The following is a 23,256-nucleotide window of genomic DNA, read 5'->3' as shown; positions in this document are numbered from 1 at the left end:
ATTGGTAAATCACGAGGTTGAGAAATGCCACCAAAAACAACCATGATGTGCAGCAAGTCACCAGAAGGTCGCACTTCAGACAGGTCTCTTGAACAAGACCAATGATCTGGTCAGGCGGGGAATTACTGGAATCAGGGATGTAGAAAGACTGCAGTTGTTTTCAAATTTCCATGATCCGGGTGTAACAACTTGGGCAAAAGGAAACACTTGGCGCTGATACAAAACTCGATACTGTTTCAAAACCTGCACAAAAATGATCAGACGCCAATTTCGTTATTCGTCGAAATAGAGGCGTTCAAGAATAAAGGCTTGATTGATATGGTAACCAGAAAGGAGCTTTACGATCTGGTTTGGGCAAGGCCCATGAATAAGATCGGAGAGGATTTCAAAACCAATGGTCTTAAGATTGCTCAGATATGTAAGTTGATGGAAGTTCCACGTCCGCCCCAGGGCTATTGGGGCAAACTGGAATATGGAAAAGCGCCACCTCAGGAACCGTTACCAGAACCGACGGGCGAGGCGCTGTTGACCTGGGATCCATCCGAGGTTGTTCGAAAAAGGGCAGCCATCGCGTCACGATCAAAGGGAAAATCCAAATCAACGGCGGTAAAAGCGAAATCCCGTTCTAACAAAGAGCAGGAAGATAAATCAGGGTCAAAGGCAAGAGCCCGGAAGCCAATTCGGAAATTCCACCCTTTGTTGATTGGTGCTCGCGAGCATTTCGAAAATACCCGCAACATCGAGCGTCAAGGATATCTAAAGCCTTACAAGCAATTGCTGGTAGATATATTTACCTCTCAGGCATGTCTCGACAAATCGCTCCAATTTGCAAAGGACTTATTTCTTGCTTTTGAAGCCTCGGGACACAGTGTTTCCATCGCACACAAGGACGCAGAATTTTTCAGACCTGAGATAGACGAACGAGAAAAACGCGAGGCACGCAATTATAGCAGTTATGGAAAATGGTCGCCTCTGAGACCAACTGTCGTCGAGGTCAATGGTATTTGCTTCGGATTGGTAATTGTCGAAATTTCAGAACGAAAACTTCTACATTATGTAAATGGGGAATACCTCAAAGCTTCTGAGTTTCAGAAACTGAAATTGCCGAGCTATATGTTGGAGCGATCATGGACGAGGACGGAAGATCGGCCGTCCGGTCGACTTCGGCTTGTTGTCTACTCGCCGTATAGGGGTACAGATTGGGTGCTGGAATTTCATGAAACCGGGAAAGATCTGCTTGGCAAAGATGTCGATGCTATCGTGAAGAAAATCGAGAGCAGCGTCTCCACGGTCAAAAAGGAACGACAGAGAGCCGAACAGGAAGCAGAGCGAAAGCGCCGTGAGTGGGAAGAGCAGATGGAACGCTGGCGCAGAAAAGACGACCAGCGCAAAGTTGAGGAGTCCATCACTGAAAGTGAAGAACAGCTGAAAACAATTATTCAAGAATGGGGGAGGGTTGTTGAGATCGAACGCTTTTTTGAGCAGGCAGAGAAGAAAGCGAACGGTTTGCCAGAGGGCAAAAGAATTGAGGTACAAGAGCGTCTCAAGCTGGCTCGAGATTTTATTGGCACCCAAGACCCTTTAGACTTTTTCCTTGCCTGGAAAACACCAAACGAGCGATACGAACCCCAATATCCTCAATCCGATGATGGGGAAGAGTAGTTTCACGTTTTACATGAAGGGTAACGCTGTTCGGCTCACAGGTTTCAAGGATCGTCCCATGGCAAAAACCCATCAATGAAGAAAAGAAAGAGCTCTTCCAGTGTTTGGCAATAATGGCCAGAGCCCCTAGCATAAAGGATTTCGACGAGACACTCATCTGCATCGATACTGTCTATCTCAAACTCTATACGATACAGGGCTGTAGTTTGCATGTTGCCTAGGTTCTTGTATTAAGGAAGGCAAAGAAACCTTCGGCCAAGGCGTATCGAAGCGTGAGAAATCTGGACGCGCTATCGTAGTGACGTGGGTCAAATATGAAAACACCCGGCCATATCTACATCAATGGAGGCTTTATGAAACGGAATAAAAACCGTTACGAAAGGAAATAGCCAACTCTCCAACCTACGTAACTATTTTCTACCGCGAGTAACCGCGGCGAGGTCAAGGTCCTGATGATCAACCACGGCGAAGAGGATTTCGTCGTCGAGCGCGGCATGCGCATCGCCCAGATGGTCATCGCCTCGGTGCTGCACATGAAGGTTGTTGAGGTGGACAGCCTTGATGAAACCGAGCGTGGCAAGGGTGGTTTTGGCTCGACCGGCCACAAGAAGAAATGACCACGGATAAGGGCCGTTCAGTAGAATAATTTTCTGGCACAGAAGGCCTCTCTTTTGAAGAGGGGTCTGAATTTCTGATTTTCTCAACGATTATAGGCGGATTTTTCTATTCCCTACCGCAAGTTGGTACAGGATTTCTCGTAGTCTCGCGCCAAATTACCTACATTATGTGCAAGAGATTTAATGTTAGAGAAGAATATCCGCCCGCTCGCCGAAGCTTATCAAATCCGGCTAGACAGGATGCGCGATGTTTCCAATTGCGAGGATCCCACAATGGCTCATACCCCAAAGAAAACCGAAGGCCGCGGCCGCATCTATGATTCCATCATCGATACCATCGGCGACACCCCGCTTGTTCGTTTTGACAAGATTGCTGCCAAATATGGCGTCAAGGCCAACCTGCTCGGCAAGCTCGAATTCTTCAACCCGCTCTCAAGTGTCAAGGATCGCATCGGCGTCAACATGATCGAGGCGATGGAAGCCGAGGGCAAGATCGCTCCGGGCAAGACCACCCTGATCGAACCGACTTCCGGCAACACCGGCATCGCGCTGGCCTTCACCGCTGCGGCGAAGGGTTATCGCCTGATCCTCGTCATGCCTGAAACCATGTCCGTCGAGCGTCGCAAGATGTTTGCCTATCTCGGTGCAGAGCTCGTGCTCACCGAGGGGCCGAAGGGCATGAAAGGCGCCATTGCCCGCGCTGAAGAGCTGCTGGGCGAGATCGAACATTCCGTCATCCCACAGCAGTTCCAGAATCCGGCCAACCCGGAAATTCACCGCAATACCACTGCGGTCGAGATCTGGAACGATACCAACGGCGAAGTGGATGCGCTGGTCTCCGGCGTCGGCACCGGCGGTACCATCACCGGTGTCGGGTCCGAACTGAAGGCCCGCAAGCCTGAGGTCAAGGTGATTGCGGTCGAGCCGACCGACAGCCCGGTTCTCTCTGGTGGCAAGCCAGGCCCGCACAAGATTCAGGGCATTGGCGCAGGCTTTGTGCCTGACGTGCTCGATACCAGCCTGATCGACGAAGTGGTAACCGTCTCCAACGAAGACGCCTTTGCCTTTTCGCGTGATCTGGCGCGGACGGAAGGCGTACCGGTCGGCATTTCTTCCGGTGCTGCTCTTGCGGCTGCCATCGAAATCGGCAAGCGGGACGAATATGCTGGCAAGAATATCGTCATCATCATCCCGAGCTTTGCCGAGCGCTATCTGTCCACTGCCTTGTTTGATGGCATTGGCGCTTAAGTGAAGCGGGGGCTGTTTCAGCTCCAAAACAATTCAAGACCTTGTGAGACCGTGGCCGGGAGAGAATTCCTCGCCGCGGTCTTTTTCTATTTGTGCTATGGTTTGCGTGCGTTGAGTGAATCACTTTGGCGGTTCGGACGGTGGCTGTCAGGCTGAAGGGCTTATGCCGCCCTGTTTATCGGGGGCCAAGGGTCTCGCAGGTCCTCAGCCGAAAGGCGCGGCGTGCGTGGTGACATGCTCCAGGGACTGAATCAAACAGCAAACAGAATGGTGAGGTGAATGACCAGACTTTCAAACGTCCTCGTTGCGACAGGCGTTCTTGCTATTGGAGCCATTATGGGTGCGCTCTCCATAACAGGCGCAGCCCGGGCCGGGGACGCCGCCGAATTCCGCTCTCATGGCTTCTCGGATGACGAACGCGGACGCTATTTTGCCTTTGAGGAGTTTGGTGTCGAGGGCGGCCCCCATTATCCCTATTCGAATATCTATATTGTCGATCTGGCAACGGACAAGTGGGTGCCGGACACGCCAATCCGGGTCCGGCTGGAAGAAGAGGGCGAAACGCCACTGTTGGCGCGGGTCAAGGCCTTTCAGGAGGCAACTCCGATCATGCAGCAATACCAGATTTCCAACTCCGGTGTCCTGATGGCGGCCTCGCCCATCAGCGAAATGGGTGACAAGACCGTGGTGCGCTTTCAACAGACGGCCCAGCCCCTGCTGACAACTGCGCCAACGCCCTATGAGCTTCGACTTGAGACGAAGAATGTCAAGGATCTTTCCGGGTGCGAAACAAATAATGGCATGGTCACTGGATTTTCCCTGACTCTGACCACGCCCACCGGTGAAACCCGCAACCTGCATGATGAGGAAAGCGCACCGCAGTCGCGCGGATGCCCGCTCGACTATCATATCTCCGCTGTCTTTGCACCGACACGCCTTGTTGCCGAGACGCATGCAGTTGCGCTAATCGGTGTATTCAGCCAGAGTGACGACGGGCAGAATTTGCGCTATATCGCGGTGCCTTTCACTTTTTGACCGGTTAGCAGGAAAAATCACCATGTTGAGTAACGAGGAACTGCAGCGCTATGCCCGCCACATTCTGCTCAGGGACGTAGGCGGGCCGGGGCAGCAGAAGCTGAAGGCGGCAAGAGTGCTGGTGATTGGCGCCGGTGGTCTGGGCTCACCCCTGCTGGCCTATCTGGCCGCTGCCGGAGTGGGAACGCTGGGGATCATCGATGACGACAAGGTGTCTCTGTCCAACCTGCAGCGTCAGATCATCCACGATAGCGAAGCCGTCGGGACAAGCAAGGTGGAGAGCGCTGCAGGCAGCCTAAAGCGGATCAACCCGCATGTCACCGTCGAACCGCACGCCCTGCGCCTTGATGAGGCCAACGGCGCGGATCTGGTCGCGCGCTTTGATATCGTGGTTGACGGAACCGACAATTTCTCCACCCGCTATCTGATGGCCGATCTCTGCGAGGCGGCCTGCAAGCCGCTGATTACCGGAGCGGTGGGCATGTATGACGGGTCTCTCACGACCCTCAAGCCCTATGAACTGGACGACAAGGGCAGGCCAAATCCGCGTTATCGCGATTTGTTTCCGAGTCGACCGGCGGAAGGCACCATTCCCGCTTGCGCCGAGGCGGGTGTCCTTGGGGCGCTCACCGGCGTCATGGGCTCCATGATGGCCCTTGAGGTGATCAAGGAGATTGTCGGGCTGGGGCAGGGGCTCGTCGGGCGTCTCGTGCTCTATGACGCCCGCTCGGCCCGTTTCGAGACCATCCGTTATCGCCGGAAGCAATCGTAGCCTGCTCGATAAAAGGATCAGACCGGTTCCGGAACGAATAACCTAGAGCATGGATGGCAGGACCTTGTCTGGTGGGCGATGGCCATCGATGAAGGCCTTTATGTTGATGATGACCTTCTCGCCCATGTCCATGCGACCCTCTTCGGTTGCCGAGCCCATGTGCGGCATCAGCACGACCCGATCGGACTTGGCCAGCTTGGGATTGATCTTGGGTTCGTTCTCGAACACATCAAGGCCTGCACCTGCAATCTCGCCATTCTCGATCATCCGTGCCAGCGTCGTCTCGTCGATCACCTCGCCACGGGCCGTGTTGACGATATAGGCATCCTTGTTTATCAGCTTGAGGCGGCGGGCCGAGAGCAGATGGAAGGTGGCGGGCGTGTGCGGACAGTGGATCGAGATCACATCCATCCGCGCCAGCATCTGGTCAAGACTTTCCCAATAGGTGGCTTCCAGCTCATATTCGGTTTCTTCAGGCAGACGGCGGCGATTGTGATAGTGGATCTGCATGCCGAAGGCTCTGGCTCGGCGGGCGACGGCCTGACCGATGCGCCCCATGCCGATGATGCCGAGCCGCTTGCCCCACACCCGCTTGCCCAGCATCCAGGTTGGTGACCAGCCCGGCCAGTCCTTGTGCTCCTTGAGATAGAGCATGCCCTCGGCAAAGCGCCTCGGCACTGCAAGAATGAGTGACATCGCCATGTCTGCGGTGTCCTCGGTCAGCACACCGGGGGTGTTGGTAACGGTGATGTTGCGGGCATTGGCCGCCAATACGTCGATATTGTCGATGCCATTGCCGAAGTTGGCAATGAGCTTCAGCCGTTCCCCGGCCTGGGACAGCAGATGGGCATCGATCCTGTCGGTGACCGTGGGCACCAGAATATCCGCATGCTTGACCGCTTCCACCAGCTGCGCCTGACTCATGGGCTTGTCATCTTCCTTGAGCTGGGTATCGAACAGCTCGCGCATCCGCGTTTCCACAGCGGCCGGAAGCTTGCGGGTCACGATCACGATCGGCTTTTGTCTCGCCATAGGTTTGCCCTATTCCTGCCTCATAGCATCTCCGCTTCCTTGAGGAGCGGCCAGCGGGAAGTCCCGTGTCTTCTCCGGCCATCACCTTTCCCCGGAAGCGTATCCAGGTGACTATCGTCTTGTTTCAGCGTGGGGTTGGCACGCCGTCCGATTTGAAAAGTCCGAATGCCGTTTCAAATGAAAGGACATTTTGTCGGGCTTTTCAAGTCTGTGCCAATTTGCGAAATTCTGCAAGGATTTCAGGCACACATCACGGATGTGAATGCTATAGGGAATGCCCCGGTCATGACCAGTCATCCCATGGTTTTATGCGTGCCGAACCACAGGGTTCCAACGGCCCTTGCTGAAACAGCACGACAGATGATTGAGGGTTAAAAGATTCTTTATCGCGATGGTGTAATTTCATCCTATCGCAAAAAGAGACGCCAAATAGCAGAACAACGTGCAGAGGCATGATGAGCAAGAGAATAGTCATTGCAGGATGGATGCTGGTGATGGGCCTTGTCGCAGGAACCTGTCTGTCAGCGCAGGCACAGGGGACCAGCATAGGGCCATCCGGGCTCAAGGTTCCCCGGTTTGTGTCTCTGAAATCCGATCGCGTCAATGTGCGTGGTGGCCCCTCGACTGACCACAAGGTGAAGTGGATTTTCCGCCGCGCCGGGCTGCCGGTCGAAATCGTGCATGAATTTGAAAACTGGCGCCAGATCCGCGATTCCGAAGGTGAGGAGGGCTGGGTCTATCATTCGCTGCTTTCCGGCCGCCGGACGGCCCTGATCAGCCCATGGCAGACGGCCGGTACGCTGGTCTCCCTGCGCAAGGATCCCACCGAAGAAGCAGGCGTAACCGCCAAGGCCCAGATCGGTGTGCAGGTGGATATCAAGGAATGCGAAAACGGCTGGTGCGAGGTCTCCGTCCGCAACTACAGCGGCTGGCTGAAGTCCAACCTGTTGTGGGGTGTCTACCCGAATGAAGAAGTCAACTGACGGACCATTCGCGATTGCGAAGGCAGGGCTGCTACAAGGTGATGCTGCTGACCGGATCGCAAAAGCCGGAAACCCATGCCTTCTATCGCAAGGCTGGATTTGAAGCTTCAAAGACCGGCTATCAGATACGGCGCATTGCACCGCGGGTCGGGTAGCGTTGGCATTGAAGAGGCTAAAAGGCCAAAGAAAAGGCGCTCACCATGATCATGGGAGCGCCTTTTTCATTCATGCAGGGAAAGAGAAGACCTTAGTCTTCCTTCTTCTCTTCCTGTTTCATCTCTTCACCGGTTTCCTGATCAACCACTTTCATGGACAGGCGAACCTTGCCGCGGTCATCAAAGCCGAGCAGCTTGACGAAGACGCTATCGCCTTCCTTCACAACGTCGGTCACCTTGTTGGTGCGCTGCGGGGTCAGCTGGGAGATGTGAACCAGGCCATCGCGGGCGCCGAAGAAGTTCACGAATGCACCAAAGTCAACGGTCTTGACGACCTTGCCCTTGTAGATCGCGCCAACCTCAGGTTCGGCAGCAATGGAGTTGATCCAGTTGATCGCAGCGGTGATGGCTGCACCGTCGGAAGAAGCAACCTTGATGGTGCCGTCGTCGCTGATGTCGACCTTGGCGCCGGTTTTCTCGACGATTTCGCGGATGACCTTGCCGCCGGAACCGATGACTTCACGGATCTTGTCGACCGCGATCTTCAGGGTTTCGATGCGCGGTGCAAACTCGCCAACTTCCGGACGGGCTTCGCCGAGCGCCTTGCTCATTTCGCCCAGAATGTGGAGACGGCCACCTTTGGCCTGCTCCAGAGCGACCTTCATGATCTCTTCGGTGATACCGTCGATCTTGATGTCCATCTGCAGCGAGGTGATGCCTTCAGACGTACCGGCAACCTTGAAGTCCATGTCGCCGAGGTGATCTTCGTCACCAAGGATGTCGGAAAGAACAGCAAAGTCGTCGCCTTCCTTGATCAGGCCCATTGCGATACCGGCAACAGGAGCCTTCAGAGGAACGCCCGCATCCATCAGCGCCAGAGAGGTGCCGCAAACGGTCGCCATGGAAGACGAGCCGTTGGATTCGGTGATGTCGGAAACAACACGCAGGGTGTAAGGGAATTCATGATGGGCAGGCAGCATCGGATGAACGGCGCGCCATGCCAGCTTGCCATGACCGATTTCGCGACGGCCCGGAGAGCCGATACGACCAGCTTCACCAACCGAGAACGGAGGGAAGTTGTAATGCAGCAGGAAGGTTTCCTTGTAGGTGCCAGCCAGCGAATCGACGAACTGCTCGTCATCGCCGGTGCCCAGCGTGGCAACGACCAGAGCCTGCGTTTCACCGCGGGTGAACAGGGCAGAACCGTGGGTGCGTGGCAGCTTGCCAACTTCGGAAACGATCGGGCGAACGGTCTTCAGATCACGGCCGTCGATGCGGCTGCCGGTCTTGATGATCTGACCGCGAACGATCTTGGCTTCTGCCTTCTTGAACAGGTCGCCGACAACAACAGCGTCTGCTGCGTTTTCGTCTTCCGGGTTGCACAGGGCAGCCATGACCTTTGCCTTGGCAGCGTCAACAGCAGCATAGCGCTCGGTCTTGGCAGCAATCTTGAAAGCGGCCTGCAGGTCTTCGCCAGCGATGTCTTCAACCTTGGCAGCCAGTTCGGAATAGTCCGGCATGGAGAATGCACGTGGTTCCTTGGCAGCCTTTTCAGCCAGACGGATGATGGCTTCAATGACCGGCTGGAAACCGCGGTGACCGAACATCACGGCGTTCAGCATGGTTTCTTCGGACAGGTTCTGGGCTTCGGATTCCACCATCAGAACGGCGTCATTGGTACCGGCAACAACCAGATCCAGCTTGCTGTCTTCCATCTGGTCGATGCCCGGGTTGAGCACGAATTCGTCGTTGATCAGGCCGACGCGAGCGCCGCCGATCGGGCCCATGAAGGGAACGCCGGAAATGCACAGTGCTGCGGAAGCAGCAACCATGGCCAGAATGTCCGGGTCATTGACCATGTCATGGCTGACAACGGTGACGATCACCTGGGTTTCGCATTTGTAGCCATCGACGAACAGCGGACGGATCGGGCGGTCGATCAGACGGGAAACGAGGGTTTCCTTTTCGCTCGGACGGCCTTCACGCTTGAAATAGCCACCCGGGATCTTGCCGGCAGCGTAGGTCTTTTCCTGATAGTTTACGGTCAGGGGAAAGAAGTCGAGGCCCGGCTTGGGCTGTTTGGCGGAAACAACGGTTGCCAGAACAGTGGTTTCGCCGAGGGAAGCCAGGACTGCGCCGTCTGCCTGACGCGCAATCTGACCGGTTTCCAGAACGAGCTTCTGCCCGCCCCAATCGATTTCTTCACGTTGAATATCGAACATGGAATGTCCTTTCTTGGATGCTCCGGCACATCGGACATAAAGGAGCATCAGACTGAATTTCTTTGGTCACGGGCAAGACAACGAGCAGCTCCAGCACCCTTGGTGCTTGATCAAAGCGGCTGGCAATCCTGCCTGTGAACGATGATGAATCAGGTCATCCGATAGCACTGATTCTGTTTAACCACTCTGGCAACCATATGCCAGAGCAACGGAAGGGTTTCCCCTTGGGGCATTCGTTCACGCTCACGAGCGGAACAGCGAATGCCTACGATCTGTTGGTAACGCCAAACCCGTTAACAAAATAAAAGCAACAGTGAAAGGCGGATCGCACAATATGAAAACGCGGCGACCAGCAGGCCACCGCGTTTATCAGAGAATTAACGACGCAGTCCGAGACGCTCGATCAGAGACTGATACCGTGCTTCGTCCTTGGCCTTGACATAGTCAAGCAGTTTACGACGCTGGGAAACCAGTTTCAGGAGGCCACGACGGGAGTGGTTGTCTTTCTTGTGAGACTTGAAATGCTCGGTCAGATTGGCAATCCGCTCGGAAAGAACTGCGACCTGTACCTCTGGGGAACCGGTATCGCCTTCTTTGGTGGCGTATTCCTTGATGAGTTCTTGCTTGCGTTCAGCAGTAATCGACATCGGTTTCTCCTTTAGTTATTTGGCTCGGCATCGCTCGAAAAGTCGGGCTGATGCTCGGGCAGATTGAAGACGCGCCTAGGCCAGAGTTCTCCTTCGATCACCTCACAGATGGCCACCAGCAAACCTGCATGCATGGCCGAAATGTGACCGTCGATCGGAGCTTCCTGTCCACGCAGCAATACCGATTGACCTCGGCGTAGTCTTGCTGCGGCATTCCTGTTTATGGCCAGGGCCGGGATGTCGTCCAGCGCGGTCTCAACGGGAAGCAAGGCAGTGGCGAGCCCGGGCTCGCCGGGCGCACTATGGCTCAACTGTTCCAGATCGTCCAGCGAAATAAGCATTTCTTCGGTAAATGGTCCGGAAATGAGCCGACGCAGGGCTATGACATGGCCGCGCGTACCAAGATGCCGCCCAATATCCCGAGCCAGCGACCTGACATAGGTCCCCTTGGAACATTCGGCGACAAAAACTGCAGTATCCTCGTCCGGGGCTTCGAGCAGCTCCAGATGATGGATGGTCACCGGACGGGCGGCGAGATTGACCTCTTCGCCGTCGCGCGCCAGATCATAGGCGCGTTCTCCGTTGACCTTGATGGCCGAGAAGGCAGGGGGAACCTGCATGATCTCGCCAGAAAAATGCTCAAGGGCTTCTTCGATTTCCTCTTCGGTCGGGCGATGGGCCGAGCTGTCGATCAGCTCCCCTTCAGCGTCGTCCGTCGAGGTTTCCTCGCCCCAGCGCACCGTGAATTCATATTCCTTGAAGCCGTCCATGACGAAGGAGACGGTCTTGGTGGCCTCACCGATGGCAATGGGCAGGCAGCCGGACGCCAGCGGGTCGAGGGTCCCTGCATGGCCAGCCTTCTTGACGTTGAAAATGCGCTTGATCGCGCCAACGGCCTGGGTGGAGGTCATGTTGAGCGGCTTGTCGAGTGCGATCCAGCCATGCACGTCGGTCCGCCGCTTGGCACGGAACTGTTGCTTCTTCTGCTTCTTGGGGCGTGGTGCTTCGCTGTCCTGCTGGCTGGCAACAGCCTGTTCGTTGGTCTGGTTGTCGCTCATGACTTCTCCTGCCCGTCGTCGTCCATCTCTTCTTCATTGTCTGCCGGGGCATCGTCGTGATGCAGGTCCCGCTGGACAAGCGGCGAGTTGAGCAGCGCATCGATACGCGAGGCTTCATCGAAGGTCTCGTCATAGCGGAAGCGCAGATCGGGCGTATGCTTGAGCGTCAGGTCGCGCCCCAGACGGCCACGCAGGAATTTCTTGTGGCTGTTGAGGGCTTCGACCACGGCATCTTCCTGACCGGGCGCGCCAAGCGGCATGACGAAGGCGGTGGCCAGCGTCAGGTCCGGGCTCATGCGCACCTCGGCGATGGAGATGACGAATTTCTCGAGGAACGGATCGATGATCTCGCCCCGGGTAAGGCATTCGGATAAGGATTTTCGCACCAGTTCGCCAACACGCAACTGACGCTGGGACGACATACCGCCGCCCTTTCGAGAACCACGTCCCATAATATATCCCAAAAGTTGGAGGCCATGGGCGGGATTGGACCGGCCAGACCTGGAAACACGGAGCCATGAGGCTACACGCGTTACATATAGGAAAAACGGCAAAGGTCAAGGGAATCCCTTGACCTTTGTTGATTTGCGTTAAGAGCAGTAGCCCTAGAGCGATCTTGCGATCTCTTCGACGCGGAAGCACTCGATCTGATCGCCAGCCCTGAGGTCCTGATAGCCTTCAAAGGCCATGCCGCATTCCTGACCCACATGCACTTCCTTGACTTCGTCCTTGAAGCGCTTGAGGGTGGAAAGCTTGCCGGTGTGGATGACGACGTTGTCGCGCAGCAGGCGCACGCCGGTTCCACGTTCCACGACACCTTCGGTGACGCGACAACCTGCGACCTTGCCGACCTTGGAAATATTGAACACTTCCAGGATTTCGGCGTAGCCGATGAAGGTTTCGCGAACTTCCGGGCTGAGCATGCCGGACATCGCCGCTTTCACATCATCGGTGAGATCGTAGATGATGTTATAGTAGCGGATCTCGACGCCCTTCTGCTCGGCTGCCATCTTGGCCTGTGCGTTGGCACGGACGTTGAAGGCGATGATCGGAGCGCCTGAGGCGGCAGCAAGGGTCACGTCGGATTCGGTCACACCGCCAACACCGGAGTGCAGGATCTGAACCGATACCTCGTCGTTGCCGATGGCTTCCAGAGCACCGATGATGGCTTCGACAGACCCCTTCACGTCGCCCTTGATAACCAGCGGGAAGGACTGGCTGTCGCCGCTTTCCCTCAGGTTGCTGAGCATCTGTTCCAGAGAACCGCGGTTTGCCTTGGCAGCTGCCAGGTCCTTGTTCTTGCGGATACGGTAGTCGGTGATCTCGCGAGCACGGCCTTCCGTTTCCACCACAGCGAACTGGTCACCGGCATCCGGCGCAGCATCAAAGCCGAGAATCTCGACTGGCTTGGACGGCTCCGCAGCGTCAACCTTGTCGCCCTTATCGTCGATGAGGGCGCGAACCTTGCCCCACTGCTCACCGGCAACAACAATGTCACCGACTTTCAGCGTACCGTTCTGAACCAGAACGGTGGCAACCGGGCCACGACCCTTGTCGAGCTTGGCTTCGACCACGATACCGTCAGCGGTCCGATCCGGGTTGGCCTTCAGTTCGAGCATTTCGGACTGCATGAGGATGGTTTCCAGAAGGTCATCCAGATGCAGTTTCTGCTTGGCCGAAACTTCCACCTCAAGGACATCGCCGCCCATGCCTTCAACAAAGACGCCATGCTGCAGCAGCTCGTTGCGAACCCGTGACGGGTCGGCGGCTGGCAGGTCGATCTTGTTGATGGCAACAATGATCGGCACTTCGGCAGCGCGGGCATGGTTGATTGCTTCGATCGTCTGCGGCATCACGCCGTCGTCGGCAGCAACCACCAGAATGACGATATCGGTCGACTGGGCACCACGGGCACGCATTTCGGTGAAGGCAGCGTGGCCCGGAGTATCGATGAAGGTGATCTTCTGGCCGTTCTGCTCAACCTGATAGGCACCGATATGCTGGGTGATGCCACCGGCTTCCCCTTTCACCACGTTGGCGTGGCGAATGGCGTCCAGAAGAGAAGTCTTGCCGTGGTCGACGTGGCCCATGATGGTGACCACTGCCGGACGGGATACCAGATCGTCCTCGCTGTCGCTGTTGTCATAGAGACCTTCTTCAACGTCCGCTGCAGAAACGCGCTTGACGGTATGGCCGAGTTCCTCGGCAACCAGCTGCGCGGTATCGGCATCCAGAACGTCGACGGTCTTGACCATCATGCCCTGCTTCATCAGGATCTTGATGACATCGACGGCGCGTTCGGTCATGCGCTGTGCCAGTTCCTGTACCGTGATGGTTTCAGGAATGATCACTTCGCGGAAGACCTTTTCACGCTGAACGTCATTTATCGCACCCTTTTGCTTCGCACGACGGCGACGCATGGAGGCCAGCGACCGTTCGCGCTGTTCTTCGGTGTTGAGTGCGTTGGTCAGCGTCAACTTGCCACGACGACGGTCATCCGTGCGCGGCTTGGCTGGCGGAGCAACCCGGGCGGCTTCTTCCACACGCGGCTTTTTCGGCACGGGCTTGAGTGTCTTCGCACCCGGCTTGCCTTCGGCGGATGCGTCCGGTGCGATGAAGCTGTCGCCAGCGACCGTGCGCACACCACCGCGCTGCGGCCGGTTGATCTTGGCACCCGGACGGGCGCCGGACCGATCATCATCGTCGTCGCGACGGCCGCGAGCCTTGACGGGACGCTTGTCGTCGCCTTCCTTGGTTTCGGTACGGGCCGGACGCTCGGGGTGTTTGCTGCTGCGCTCGTGCTTGACAGGTTTTTTGGCCTGAGCTGGCTGTTCCTTGTTGGCAGCATCGGATTCTTCGGTCTTGACCTCGGTCTTTTCAACCTTGGCTTCTTCCAGTGCCTTGCGCTCGTCTTCAGCCTTCTTGGCAGCAGCGGCGGCCTCTTCAGCCTTGCGTTTGGCTTCTTCTTCGACCTTGCGACGCGCTTCTTCTTCAGCCTGACGCGCTTCGTCTGCCTTGCGTCTGGCTTCGTCCTCTTTCTTGCGCTGTTCCATCTCGCGCGCGCGGACTTTCGCCGCTTCAAGCGCTTGAAGGCGTTTCGCATTCTCGGAAGAAGTCAGGTTGCGCTGTCCAGAAGGGTTGTTGCCACCGCCCTGATTCTGGCCATTGCCGTTACGGTTGCGCTGACGCTGTCCGCGCCCACCGTTGTTGCCCTTGCCCTGATTGCCGGCATGGCCACCGCCGGAACGCTGTTCCGGGGTCTGAGCCTGTGCCTGACCGGAGGCGGCAGAAGGCTGATCGCTGGGCACAGGAGCAGAGTCCGCTACAGGCTTGCCAGCCACAGCGGGTTTGGCATCGCCCGGTGCAGTGAAGCGCCGCTTTCGCTTTTCAACGACAACCGCCTTCGATCGGCCATGAGAAAAGCTCTGGCGTACGGTGCCTTGCCCCACATTTTTGCCCAGAGACAGTGTCTTTTTCTCTGATGGGCTATTGTTGTCGCTGCTGTTTTCGTTGCTCATTTCTCGGTCAATACCCTTCACTGCCCCCAAGTGGAGGCCTGTCCAGCAGACCGGTCGTCCGGGCCGCTGCTAGAATCCGGTTCAATTGGTTGCGAATAGGCGTCAAGCATCGCAACCTGTTTGATGAAGCTCCCGCTCGCCGAACCGGCGAGCAAGGCAGCATGTACCACATTTCCATACCCAAGCGCGGTGCTTAACGCCTCAGCGCTGAATCTGCGAACAACGGGTAATTCGCAGTCGCTGCCATAATGGCGTCGTACGGCCTGAGCCAGTTTTTTCTGTCCATCCTCTGCGGCATCTGCCGCATGTATTAGTCCAATTGCACCCCTTTGTGCAATGCACGTTTCGACCTTTGCAAATCCGGTTATGATCTGACCGGCCTTGCGTGTCATGGAAAGGGCAGACAGACACCCCTTTTCCATCAGGCCTGTGACGAGCTGATCAAGACCGTCACATTTTTGCACTTTCTGTTTGAAGCCGCGGGCAAACAATCCCTTGTCCGCCGCCTGCTTCACCAGATCCTGCCGCGCCGTTACCCAGACACCGCGCCCGGGTAACCGCATTTTCAAATCTGGAACAACACTGAGATCGGGAGCCAGAACAAACCGTATCATTTGGTCTTTGGGAAGGCTTTCCCGTGTCACCAGACATTGTCTTGTCGTCTGTTCGCTCTTTTGCGGCACGGTTTATCCTCTCAAGGCCATTTTTGTCAAATCCTGTCGCAATTCAATTGCATTTCCGCGACGGAAGTGGACGGTTTCAGTCTTTTTCCTCTTCTTCAGAGTCGTCTTCCTCGTCTTCGTCGGAAACGTCGTCGTCTTCGAAATCGCCTTCCTCGCTGTCATCAGCCTCGATGTCGTCAGACATCTCGTCGGTCAGATCGATTTCGTCGTCGTCTTCGGCTTCCATCTGTTCATATTCGGCCGCTTCCTCTTCGCTCAGCAGCTCGGAAGGATCAATCCAGCCAGCCGCAACGCGGGTCAGCATGATGATGTCTTCGGCTTCCTGGCGCGAAATGTCGAAATCGGACAGGACGCCCTTGAAGCGTTTGACTTCGCCATTGTGCCGCTCGGTCCAGCCAACCAGATCGTCGGTTGCACAGCCGGCAAGATCTTCGATGGTCTTGATGCCGTCATGGCCGAGAGCCACCAGCATCGGCAGCGTCAGGCCGGAGATTTCAAGCAGGTCATCGGAAACGCCAAGAGCGATACGCTCTTCATTCTGCTTTTCCGCTTCCGCTTCAAGATATTCGTTGGCGCGTCTCTGGATTTCCAGAGCGGTGTCTTCGTCGAAGCCTTCGATATCGGAGACTTCACTTGCATCCACATAGGCCACTTCCTCGATCGAGGTAAAGCCTTCGGAAGCGAGCAGCTGTGCCACGATGTCATCCACGTCAAGAGCCTGCATGAACAGCTGGGCCCGTTCGTTGAATTCCTTCTGGCGACGTTCGGATTCTTCTTCCTCGGTCATGATGTCGATGTCCCAGCCGGTCAGCTGGGAAGCAAGACGCACATTCTGACCGCGGCGGCCGATGGCCAGAGACAGCTGATCATTCGGTACGACAACCTCGATCCGCTCGCTGTCTTCGTCCAGCACCACCTTGGCCACTTCAGCTGGCTGCAGGGCGTTGACGATGAAGGTCGCAGGATCTTCGGACCACGGAATGATGTCGATCTTCTCGCCTTGCAGCTCGTTGACCACGGCCTGCACGCGAGATCCGCGCATACCCACGCAGGCACCGACCGGATCAATTGAACTGTCACTGGAAACGACGGCAATCTTGGCACGGGAGCCAGGATCACGCGCTACCGACTTGATGGTAATGATGCCATCATAGATCTCCGGCACTTCCTGTGCAAACAACTTTGCCATGAACTGTGGATGTGTTCTGGACAGGAAGATCTGCGGGCCACGCTGTTCGCGGCGGACATCATAGATGATGGCGCGAATGCGGTCGCCCGGACGGAAGGCTTCGCGGGCAATCAGTTCGTCACGGCGAACAATGGCTTCACTGCCGGAAAGATCGACCGTCACATTGCCATATTCAACGCGCTTGACCTGACCGTTGACGATATCGAACTGGCGATCCTTGAATTCGTCATACTGGTGATCACGCTCGGCTTCGCGAACTTTCTGCACGATGACCTGCTTGGCTGACTGGGCGGAGATGCGGCCAAACTCGAGCGGCGGCAGCAGATCGGATACGATGTCGCCGATCTGGGCGTCCGGTTTCTTTTCCTTGGCGTCAACCAGCGAAATCTGGGTGGCGTAATCCTCAACCACGTCAACAACTTCCAGCAGCCGCTCAAGCCGGGTTTCGCCGGTGCGCGGGTTGATGGTTGCCTTGATTTCGGTCTCCTGACCATAACGGGAGCGCGCCGCTTTCTGGATCGCGTCCTCCATGGCCCCGATCACGATCATGCGATCAATCGACTTTTCGCGCGCCACAGCATCTGCGATTTGCAAAAGTTCAAGACGGTTTGCACTGATTGCCATTGTCAGTGTCTCCTATTCGTGGCTGTCAGCATCGGTGGCTTCATCCACCTCGGCCGGTTCGGAGGGCTGAGCTTTGAGCGCCAGCTCCATGAGTTTATCGGTCATTACAAGTTTGGCGTCGGCCAGATCCGAAAGCGGCAGACGCACATTCGGGTCACTGTCCTGCGGTGCATCCGGCAGGACCAGCTTCAGCATGTCTCCGTCGACGCCATCAAGGAACCCCCGGTAGCGTCGGCGACCGTCAATCGGAACGGACAGTTCGATCTTGGCGTCATGGCCGCTCCATGCGACGAAATCACGGACGCGCACAAGCGGACGGTCGATACCGGGAGAGGAAACCTCAAGATAATACTCGCCGTCAATTGGATCTTCGACATCAAGCAGGGGAGAAAGGGCGCGCGACACGGTCTCGCAGCCATCAATCGTCATTGTGCCGTCGGTTTCCTCGGCCATGATCTGCACGGTACAGCCATGCTGGCCGGTGATCCTGACCCGAACCAGATCGAAGCCCAGATCCACGATCGCGGGTTCGACGATGCGGGCAATGCGTGCCTCCAGCCCCTTTTCGAGAACGAGGCGTGGCTCGGTTCCTGCTTTTACCTGACTGCTCTCAACCATCGGGAAAGCCTGTCTCCATTTCACTACACCGGGGTCCGCTTGCCTATGCACGGACCGGGGTTGTTTAAAGTGAAGGCAACTGCTTTTCCGCTATGCGCCAGCCGCTGGGGCCTGTCGTTTCTCCCTTGGTGGAGACGGGACAGCATACCGGACGATCATCACCTGTTTAACCAGACCTGACTGCCGGATCGGTATTTACCTAATAAAAAAGAGCGGGTCCTTGTCTTGGCCCACTCTAAACAGCATGTCTAGATTTTGAGACGTCTATACAACAGAAAGACCGTAAAAAGCAAGGGTTTTTACAGGTATGACAGAAGAATCTCTTCTAGATGCGATGAAACGTCAGATATTGCGGCTTTCTGCCTTCGCGAAAAGCTTTGGCTTCATAGCGGGTGCGCTGCCAGTCGGGCCAGGCAACCAGCCGTTCTTCCGGTGAAGAAGCCCTTTCTTCCAGCGCATTGCATCGGCCAACATGATCAAGCGTCCAGCTGACATAGGTCTCGATATCGGAGGCAAAGCGGAAGATTCCCCCCGGTTTGAGCACCCGGGCGATGCGTTCAAGATTGCGGTCCGAGACAAAACGCCGCTTCCAGTGGCGCTTTTTGTGCCACGGATCGGGATAGAGCAGGAACACCTTGTCGAGAGAGGCTTCCGGCAGCCAGTCCAGAATATGCGCAGCATCCTCGTCATAGATGCGGATATTCTCCAGCGCCCTTTCCTCGATCACCGCCAGCGCCTTGACCACGCCGTTGACAAACGGTTCGCAGCCGATGAGTCCAATCTCCCGGTTCGTTTCAGCCTGTCGAACCAGATGTTCGCCGCCGCCAAAGCCGATTTCCATCCAGACTTCTTTGGGGGCATGGTCAAACAGCGCCGTTGCAGAGCTGATGGGACGGGTCGGATTGAGGCTGATCTTTGGCAACAGCTCGTCCATCAGCCGCTGCTGGGACGGGCTGAGAGACTTGCCCTTGCGGCGACCGAAGAAACTGGTCTCGATCTGCTTTTCGATCAGACGGGATTGCGACGGGCGGAATTTGGGCAATTCGGGGAGGTCTGGACTCATGGATGTGGACTGCATGCAACTAGTTGGCTCACTGGGGGCAAAGGATGATCGGCGCGCTGCCGAAAATAGCAGTTTGGCCTGCCTGGTTCACGATGCGTCGTGAAAACACATCCGTCCGGGCAGGCCAGAAACAGCTCTGTCGTGGTCCTGTGGCTGGCCGAAGCTATCAGCCGATGGCCTTCTGAAGGGCGTCGACGATATCAGTCTTCTCCCAGGAGAAGCCGCCGTCTGCCTCCGGCTCGCGGCCAAAGTGGCCATAAGCGGCGGTGCGCTCGTAGATCGGCTTGTTGAGGCCAAGATGGGTGCGGATGCCGCGCGGCGTCAGGGGAACCGTCGCCCAAAGCGCCTTCTCGATTACGGAATCACGAACCGTGCCGGTGCCGTAGGTGTCAACATAGAGTGACAGCGGTTCGGAAACGCCGATGGCATAGGCCAGCTGGATCGAGCAACGGTCGGCATAGCCGGCAGCAACCACGTTCTTGGCCAGATAGCGGGCAACATAGGCAGCCGAGCGGTCAACCTTGGTCGGGTCCTTGCCCGAGAAGGCACCGCCACCATGGGGCGCAGCACCGCCATAGGTGTCGACGATGATCTTGCGGCCTGTGAGGCCAGCGTCGCCGTCCGGTCCGCCAATGACGAACTTGCCGGTCGGGTTGACGTGCCAGACGGTCTTTTCCGTCAGCCAGCCTTCAGGCAGTGCTTCGGTGATATAGGGCGTTACGATCTCGCGAATGTCCGAAGAGGTGAGGCTGCCATCGAAATGCTGGGTCGAGAGCACGACCGAGGCAACATCCACCGGCTTGCCGTCGACATAGCGCAGGGTCAACTGGCTCTTGGCGTCCGGACCGAGGCGTGTCTCCGTGCCGGAATGGCGCGCTTCGGCGATCAGGCGCAGGATCTTGTGGGCGTAGAGGATCGGAGCAGGCATCAGCTCGGGGGTTTCATTGACGGCATAGCCGAACATGATCCCCTGGTCGCCTGCGCCTTCATCCTTGCCCTCGGCTTCATCGACGCCCTGAGCGATGTCCGCAGACTGCTCATGCACATAGATATCGATGTCCGCCTTTTCCCAATGGAAGCCGTCCTGTTCATAGCCGATTTCGCGGATCACGCGACGGGCGGCCTTTTCCATCAGATGGCTGTCGATTTCGGCAGGCCCCCGGACCTCGCCAGCAAGAACGACCTTGTTGGTTGTGGCCATGGTTTCAACAGCACAGCGCGCATGCGGATCCGCTCTGATAAACTCGTCAACGATCGCGTCTGAGATACGGTCACAGATCTTGTCCGGATGTCCTTCGGATACGGACTCACTGGTAAACAGATATTCTTTACGGGCCATGGGGAATGTCTTTTTCTGTGATATAAAGGTTTCTGCATGTCGTTATCACATCAAGAAACCTGACGCAATGCAAAGAAAAACCGCCATTTGCGAATTCTTGTCCAACAACTTGAGAAATCTGGGATTCTTTGTCAGGGAGAAGATGCGGGCGGCAGCCACGGTGATCATTTGGCAGGATCAACAGCGGCCAGTCAGACGCGAGTGAAGAAGCGGGCCAAGGGATCAAGACGTCAAGAGCGATCAAGACGTCAAGAGCGATCAAGACGTCAAGAGCGATCAAGACGTCAAGAGCGATCAAGACGTCCGCTGACAAGCCCGCCACAGAACCGGATACGGCGATCGCCAGTCGCAACCCGGAACAAAAAAAGGAGTGGCCGAGCGACACGGGGTGTCCCAACCACTCCTCTTGAAAGATAGCGACATCTGCTGAACGCACGGTTCGAACAAATCTGCTTAGCTTTCTGCGTCCTCTCCGGCGATCTCGCGGACCAGTTCGACGATCTTGCGTCGCACCTTCTGGTCCTTGATCTGTACGAAGGAGCGGTTCAACTGCAAACCCTCTGAAGAGGACAGGAAGTCGATGACATAGTTTTCCGACTTCGATTCTGCGAGGCCCTGAGCTTCTTGGGGGGTACCTGGGGCATCTTCGAAGAAAAAGGAAACGGGTACCTCCAGCACGGTTGCAATGTGCTGAAGACGGCTTGCGCCTATACGGTTGGTTCCTTTTTCATATTTTTGAATCTGCTGGAAGGTAATGCCCAGATGCTCTCCAAGTTTTTCTTGGCTCATAGAAAGCATCATACGGCGAAGCCGGACACGACTTCCAACATAGACGTCAATTGGGTTCGGTGCTTTTTTACTGGCCATTTGGCTCTCTTTTTTGTCGTGACGTGTTGTTCTGTGTGACAAATTTTTTTACACGTCGGTCTGGTTATTTGCGGGTTCCGCTTCCCGCGTTTTATCCTGCAATCTGGATGCGCCTTTTGCTATAGAGAACAGGATTTTACAATAGTGCCGTGTATTAATGCTATATGTCAATTATTACAATTAGGGGATTCGGGATTTTCTTTGAATGATTAACGTGAAGCCACCGGTCAACAACCATAGGAATAGAAACATTCGGTCACCGAATCTTTCATAGATGGTCGGCGGCAGGGCACCCGGTACGGTGGCCTGCAGAATGCCATCGGTCTGAAGATCCAGTTTTTGAACGACCCTGCCCATGGGGTCGAAGATTGCCGAAATGCCTGTATTTGCAGCACGAATGACCGGCAGCCCGGTTTCAACCGCCCGCATGCGAGCCAGATGCATATGCTGCCAGGGGCCAGCGGTTGAGCCAAACCAGGCATCATTCGTAACATTTACAATCATGTCTGCCCCTGCCGGGTAGGAACGAATCTCGCTGGGAAAGGCGATTTCGTAGCAAATCAAAGGTAGAATTTTCCCCAGTTTATCGTCCCCGAGCAGCTTTCTTTTCGTTCCGGCGGTAAAACCGGATGCCTGCTCGGCCAGATGGCCAAGGCCAATCGCCTTCAACCAGTCGAGCATCGGCAGATACTCTCCGAATGGCACCAGATGGACTTTGTCATAGGAGGCGACGACCAGACCGTCTCCGGCCAGTTGGTAGATGGAATTGTAAACTTGTTCGTCAGTGGTAAAAGCGGTCTCCCGGCGGATGGCTCCCGTCATCAATGTTGCCTTGTCCGGCAGGGCCTTGGCGATGGCGGTCAGGCCGTTTGGCTGCTCGATCAGGTAGAAGGGAACCGCCGTCTCGGGCCAGACGAACAGGTTCACATCCTCAAGCGGGGTGCTCGCCTGATCAAGGGTGGTCAGCGCCAGCAGACGGTCGAAGATCCATGACCGGTTTTCCGGCTTCCATTTCTCTTTCTGTGGGATGTTGGGCTGGATGATCCGCACGACGACGGGCTTGTCTGCCGCCGGAACCGGCTGGCTCAGCCGTTGCACCCCGTAGGCCAGCTGGCCCGCAAACAGCAACGCGGCGATGGCTGAGAGCGACAGTCCGGTCTTGCGATAGTCAGGGCTGGCAAAGACAAACACCGGCAGCGCGAAGAGGATGGGCGCCAGCAATGTCATGCTCTGGGAACCGATCAGCGCCAGAATCTGCATCGTCACGGTCTGCGAGGTCAGCGCCTGGCCGATGCCGCCCCATGGCAGCCCTGTGAACACGGTTCCACGAAGCCACTCCATCGCCGACCAGCTCAGCGCCAGCCAGACGACGCGCAGGGGCGAGGCCGACCAAACCGGCGCAACGAGACCGGCAGCCAGTGCCCAGAACAGGGCGAGCCCGGCGGCAAAGAAGAAGATGGCAAAGGGCATCATCCAGCCGTAGATGTCGGCCTCGACAAGGAAGGACGCTCCGATCCAGTAGAAAGTGAAGAGGAAGAAGCCTAGGCCGAAGCTCCAGCCGACCCGAACCATCGACCAGAAGGCCTGTCGTGGGCTTTTGCCAAGTGCTGCGGAATCCATGAGCCAGATGAACACCGGGATCGTGATCCAGAGCAGCGGGAACCATCCCAACGGGGCTTGGGCAAGGCTCGACAACGCGCCGAACACAAAGGCGATGAGCAGACGGCGCCAGCCATCTAGCAGAACAAGACTGGATATCAGAAACGCCATGACTTGGGGCCGCTCGGCAAAGAATCAGAACAGGATCGTTCGCCCATTGGTATAGGAGTTGATTGCTTCAATCAAAGCAATATTGGCCAGAATCTAGCCCAAACTAGGGCGGCTCCGACCCTGCTGTCCTTTTGTCTGGAAAAGCTGGACCGCA

At 56.4% G+C, this 23,256-nt stretch carries 18 protein-coding genes and 3 pseudogenes; 7 read left to right on the top strand and 14 right to left on the bottom strand.

Annotated elements, in window-relative coordinates:
• Positions 1-207 precede the first annotated feature (207 nt).
• The 5 genes and pseudogenes from DSL70_RS00945 (at position 208) to moeB (ending at position 5,334) form a co-directional block, all read left to right on the top strand.
• Positions 208-1,662, top strand: a complete 1,455-nt coding sequence (locus DSL70_RS00945; RefSeq protein ID WP_162916266.1) for a hypothetical protein — start codon at positions 208-210, stop codon at positions 1,660-1,662.
• A 431-nt stretch (positions 1,663-2,093) separates the two neighbouring features.
• Positions 2,094-2,279: pseudogene (locus DSL70_RS00940) on the top strand (dUTP diphosphatase); the annotation flags it as partial.
• 273 nt (positions 2,280-2,552) lie between these two features.
• Positions 2,553-3,527, top strand: a complete 975-nt coding sequence (cysK, locus tag DSL70_RS00935; protein ID WP_119306560.1) for a cysteine synthase A — start codon at positions 2,553-2,555, stop codon at positions 3,525-3,527.
• 279 nt (positions 3,528-3,806) lie between these two features.
• Entirely contained in the window at positions 3,807-4,562 is a 756-nt protein-coding gene (locus DSL70_RS00930; protein ID WP_119306013.1) for a DUF2259 domain-containing protein, read from the top strand.
• A 22-nt stretch (positions 4,563-4,584) separates the two neighbouring features.
• Positions 4,585-5,334 carry a molybdopterin-synthase adenylyltransferase MoeB gene (gene moeB / locus DSL70_RS00925; protein WP_205563123.1) on the top strand — a complete coding sequence of 250 codons (750 nt, stop codon included), beginning with the start codon at positions 4,585-4,587 and terminating at the stop codon, positions 5,332-5,334.
• Positions 5,335-5,376: 42 nt separating this feature from the next.
• Here the strand turns inward: moeB and DSL70_RS00920 are convergent, their stop codons facing one another.
• On the bottom strand, positions 5,377-6,366 hold the full coding sequence (locus DSL70_RS00920; protein ID WP_119306012.1) for a 2-hydroxyacid dehydrogenase: 990 nt from the start codon (positions 6,364-6,366) through the stop codon (positions 5,377-5,379).
• Between the two features lie 455 nt (positions 6,367-6,821).
• On the opposite strand from DSL70_RS00920, the gene DSL70_RS00910 reads away from it, so the two are divergent.
• Positions 6,822-7,349 carry an SH3 domain-containing protein gene (locus tag DSL70_RS00910; protein ID WP_205563122.1) on the top strand — a complete coding sequence of 176 codons (528 nt, stop codon included), beginning with the start codon at positions 6,822-6,824 and terminating at the stop codon, positions 7,347-7,349.
• A 29-nt stretch (positions 7,350-7,378) separates the two neighbouring features.
• Positions 7,379-7,504, top strand: a pseudogene (locus DSL70_RS00905) (GNAT family N-acetyltransferase); the annotation flags it as partial.
• Positions 7,505-7,596: 92 nt separating this feature from the next.
• Here DSL70_RS00905 and pnp read toward each other — a convergent pair.
• From pnp to lnt, 13 genes and pseudogenes are all read right to left on the bottom strand, one after another.
• Positions 7,597-9,726 carry a polyribonucleotide nucleotidyltransferase gene (gene pnp, locus DSL70_RS00900; protein ID WP_119306557.1) on the bottom strand — a complete coding sequence of 710 codons (2,130 nt, stop codon included), beginning with the start codon at positions 9,724-9,726 and terminating at the stop codon, positions 7,597-7,599.
• Between the two features lie 377 nt (positions 9,727-10,103).
• Positions 10,104-10,373, bottom strand: coding sequence for a 30S ribosomal protein S15 (gene rpsO, locus DSL70_RS00895; protein WP_119306010.1), 270 nt, complete (start codon positions 10,371-10,373; stop codon positions 10,104-10,106).
• An 11-nt stretch (positions 10,374-10,384) separates the two neighbouring features.
• Positions 10,385-11,431, bottom strand: coding sequence for a tRNA pseudouridine(55) synthase TruB (truB, locus tag DSL70_RS00890; protein WP_119306009.1), 1,047 nt, complete (start codon positions 11,429-11,431; stop codon positions 10,385-10,387).
• On the bottom strand, positions 11,428-11,883 hold the full coding sequence (gene rbfA, locus DSL70_RS00885; RefSeq protein WP_119306008.1) for a 30S ribosome-binding factor RbfA: 456 nt from the start codon (positions 11,881-11,883) through the stop codon (positions 11,428-11,430). Before rbfA ends, truB begins: the two co-directional genes overlap by 4 nt.
• Positions 11,884-12,036: 153 nt before the next feature.
• Positions 12,037-14,949 (bottom strand): annotated as a pseudogene (infB, locus tag DSL70_RS00880) (translation initiation factor IF-2).
• A gap of 17 nt (positions 14,950-14,966) precedes the next feature.
• Positions 14,967-15,632, bottom strand: a complete 666-nt coding sequence (locus tag DSL70_RS00875) for an RNA-binding protein (protein ID WP_119306006.1) — start codon at positions 15,630-15,632, stop codon at positions 14,967-14,969.
• Between the two features lie 76 nt (positions 15,633-15,708).
• A complete protein-coding gene (gene nusA / locus DSL70_RS00870) occupies positions 15,709-17,445 on the bottom strand; it encodes a transcription termination factor NusA (RefSeq protein ID WP_119306005.1) in 1,737 nt (578 codons plus the stop codon).
• A gap of 12 nt (positions 17,446-17,457) precedes the next feature.
• Positions 17,458-18,063: a ribosome maturation factor RimP gene (gene rimP / locus DSL70_RS00865; protein WP_119306004.1), complete on the bottom strand. Its 606-nt coding sequence runs from the start codon at positions 18,061-18,063 to the stop codon at positions 17,458-17,460.
• Between the two features lie 325 nt (positions 18,064-18,388).
• Entirely contained in the window at positions 18,389-19,126 is a 738-nt protein-coding gene (gene trmB / locus DSL70_RS00860; protein WP_119306556.1) for a tRNA (guanosine(46)-N7)-methyltransferase TrmB, read from the bottom strand.
• A 166-nt stretch (positions 19,127-19,292) separates the two neighbouring features.
• On the bottom strand, positions 19,293-20,465 hold the full coding sequence (gene metK / locus DSL70_RS00855; protein ID WP_119306003.1) for a methionine adenosyltransferase: 1,173 nt from the start codon (positions 20,463-20,465) through the stop codon (positions 19,293-19,295).
• Positions 20,455-20,850 (bottom strand): hypothetical protein, encoded by a 396-nt coding sequence (locus DSL70_RS00850; RefSeq protein WP_162916265.1) that lies wholly within the window; start codon positions 20,848-20,850, stop codon positions 20,455-20,457. Before DSL70_RS00850 ends, metK begins: the two co-directional genes overlap by 11 nt.
• 68 nt (positions 20,851-20,918) lie before the next feature.
• The gene (locus DSL70_RS00845) at positions 20,919-21,332 is read right to left on the bottom strand and encodes a helix-turn-helix domain-containing protein (protein WP_119306001.1); all 414 of its coding nucleotides are present in this window, start codon (positions 21,330-21,332) and stop codon (positions 20,919-20,921) included.
• Positions 21,333-21,512: 180 nt separating this feature from the next.
• The gene (gene lnt / locus DSL70_RS00840; RefSeq protein ID WP_119306000.1) at positions 21,513-23,102 is read right to left on the bottom strand and encodes an apolipoprotein N-acyltransferase; all 1,590 of its coding nucleotides are present in this window, start codon (positions 23,100-23,102) and stop codon (positions 21,513-21,515) included.
• Between the last annotated feature and the right edge of the window lie 154 nt (positions 23,103-23,256).

The organism is Cohaesibacter haloalkalitolerans, from assembly GCF_003574655.1.
Lineage (GTDB): Bacteria > Pseudomonadota > Alphaproteobacteria > Rhizobiales > Cohaesibacteraceae > Cohaesibacter > Cohaesibacter haloalkalitolerans.
The sequence above is the reverse complement of the archived record's forward strand: the minus strand, read 5'-3'. Positions and strand labels throughout refer to the sequence as shown.